Here is a 2,538-nt window from a genome sequence, read left to right on the forward strand (position 1 = left end):
CTCCTCCAGGGCAGGCCCCGCTGTCCGCCCCGGCCCGGACCCGGAGCAGCCGGTCGTGGCCGCGACCACGAGCAGGGCCGCGGCGGCCAGAAGTGGGCGTGCGGGGCGGGAAGGCATCGTTTGCAGTCTGCCAGTTGGTGGATCGTCGGCCCGGTGACGAGACTCGCGGGACGCATGGGGTTGCGCGACGGGTGTCTCTGCCGCGATCCTTGGTGCTGGGGAGCCCCGGTGACCGCGGAGAGTCCGTACGCCGCCCCCGTGCGAGGAGTGTTACCGATGCCCATGTTCGACTTCAGCGAGATGCAGGCTTTCTGGGACGGGATCTTCCCGGCGGTCTTCGGGCCGCTCGCGGCCTTCGTCGACACGATCGGTGCGTCCGTCGAGGGGCCCTGACTCACCCCTGACTCACCCCGCAGCGAGGATCCGGGCCAGGGTCTTGAGGTTCCTGGTGGTGAGGTGACCCTTGTTCTCCCGGCCGTCGAGCACCGCGGACGCGTCCGAGGTCAGCGTCGAGCCGCGGGGGACCCGCCAGTACACGCAGCCCGCGCCCTCGGCCACCGCCTCCGTGCTGCTGGTGGTCATCCCGGCCCCGGCATGCGCGTCGGTGCCGGCGGCCACCTCTCCGACCTCACGGATGGCCGCGTGCATCGCGACCGCCACCCGGGTCGTCACTTCCGGGTCATCCGAGAACACCACGTAGTCGTGGTGTTCGGGCAGCGTGTCGAAGGGGTACGAGGACGCCATCGTCGCCACGTCGTCGAGCGGGAGGACCTGCAGCACGGACCGGTAGCCGAACCTCTCCGCGTAGGCGGCCTCGAGTGCCGCGCGCAGCTCGGGTACCGGTCGCTTATCGGTGACGATCACGTTTCCGGTCGCCAGCACCGTCCGGACCGACGTCCCGCCCGCGGCCTCGGTGCACTCGATCAGGTCGCTCATGGCGATGCGGCCGCCCTTGCCGACGTTGATCCCACGCAGTAACACCACCCTGCGGTGCCCCGGGTCGTCCGTCTGTGCAGATCGAGAACTCATCCCCCGATCTTCCTCCCGGGCCGGCCCCGCGCGGGTAGCTTTCCGGCCATGGCAGTCTCAGTGCAGTCAGTGGTCACGATCGAGGCCGGCGTCCCCGAGATCATGGAGGTCCTCGCCGATGTCGACTCCCTCGTGGAGTGGTCGAGCGCTCACCGCGCGGTCGAGGTCAGGGAGGCCGACGACGAGGGGTGGCCCATCGTCGTGTGGGAGCGGGTGTCCCAGTACGGCGTCACCGACGAGATGGTGGTGCGCTACGAGTGGTACGAAGGCGAGGTGAGCTGGTCGCTGGTCGAGAGCGGTTCCCAGAAGGTCCAGAACGCCCGGTACGAGCTCACGGACAACGGGGACGGCACCACCACGGTCGTCTTTGATCTCGAGGTTGATCTCAAGATCAAGCTCCCGGGGCCGGTGGTCAAGAAGGCCCAGAAGCACATCGCCGACGTGGCCACCACGGGGCTGCGGAACGAGGTTCTCCGGCGACACGGTTGATCGCCCCTCTCCCACGCCTCGCGCCCGCCCCGCTCGCTCGGGCGAGCGGGGCTCAGGGGAACCGGCGGGAGGAGATCAGCCCGTCGGCCAGGCTCCGGCGCACCAGATCGGGCACGGATCTGCGTCGAAGGGGTGCGCTCCCGGTGTGGGCCAGGCGCGCGATCCCGTCGAGCAGGTCGGCCATGGCCTCTCGCGGTGCCCACGACGGAGCCCAGCCGAGTTCGTCACGTGCGCGGACGCAGTCCAGGAGGGGCACGCTGAACGCCAGGTCGAGCCATCCGCGGTCCACCGGTTGCAACCGGGCCCGCCACGTCAGCCCGACGATCGCCCCGAGCAGTGCCAGGGGGACGTGAACCGGCCGGGCCCCGAGCACCTCGGCGAGATCCTCCCTGGTGAACGGTGGATCGGCCGCGAGGTTGAACGGGCCGGTGGCGCCCTGGCCGATCACTCGGACGAGAGCGTCGGCGACATCGTCCGCATGAGCGAGCGGCAGGCACAGGGCCCGGTCGAGCGGCAGCAGCGGCAGCCGCGGCACGAGATGTGCGGGCACGTAGGCGGGGAGTCCGTATCGGGTCAGCCCGCTCGCGGCTGCTCGCTGGACGATGAAGCCCGGCCGCATCCGGGCGACGGGCACCGCATCGCCGCCGTGGCGACACTCGTGCTCGTCGATGAGCCTCTCCGCCATGGCCTTGTGTCGGCTGTAGGCCGAACCCGACACCCCCGTCGTCGCCCAGGTCTCGTCGACGTGCTCACCGTGGCGGCCCGGCGCGTAGGTCCCCACGGAGGAGATGTGAACCAGGTGCCCCACCCCGGCCGACTGCGCGGCCTCGAGGACCGCGGCGGTTCCACCGACCCCGACCCTCTCGAGGTAGCGGACGTCGCGGGTGGGCTGGAAACCCCAGGCCAGGTTGACCACCGTGTCCGCGCCGCTGACGTGGCGACCGAGTTCGCGGGCCGCCCCCGGGCCGGAGACGTCCACCGCGCGCCAGTCGACGCCCCGGTACTCGCCGACGGGATCCG

General features: G+C 71.1%; 3 protein-coding genes. 1 reads left to right on the forward strand and 2 read right to left on the reverse strand.

The window, feature by feature from the left end; translation table 11 throughout:
• Window positions 1-405: 405 nt before the first annotated feature.
• Window positions 406-1,029, reverse strand: a complete 624-nt coding sequence (locus G6019_RS02340) for a DUF1697 domain-containing protein (protein ID WP_182613565.1) — start codon at window positions 1,027-1,029, stop codon at window positions 406-408.
• A 48-nt stretch (window positions 1,030-1,077) separates the two neighbouring features.
• On the opposite strand from G6019_RS02340, the gene G6019_RS02345 reads away from it, so the two are divergent.
• Window positions 1,078-1,518 (forward strand): SRPBCC family protein, encoded by a 441-nt coding sequence (locus G6019_RS02345; protein WP_182613564.1) that lies wholly within the window; start codon window positions 1,078-1,080, stop codon window positions 1,516-1,518.
• Between the two features lie 52 nt (window positions 1,519-1,570).
• On the opposite strand, the gene G6019_RS02350 is transcribed toward G6019_RS02345, so the two are convergent.
• Window positions 1,571-2,538, reverse strand: a 968-nt coding sequence (locus G6019_RS02350) for an NAD-dependent epimerase/dehydratase family protein (RefSeq protein WP_182626969.1), incomplete at its 5' end; no start/stop codon positions are given.

This window comes from Dietzia sp. DQ12-76 (assembly GCF_014145045.1).
Lineage (GTDB): Bacteria > Actinomycetota > Actinomycetes > Mycobacteriales > Mycobacteriaceae > Dietzia.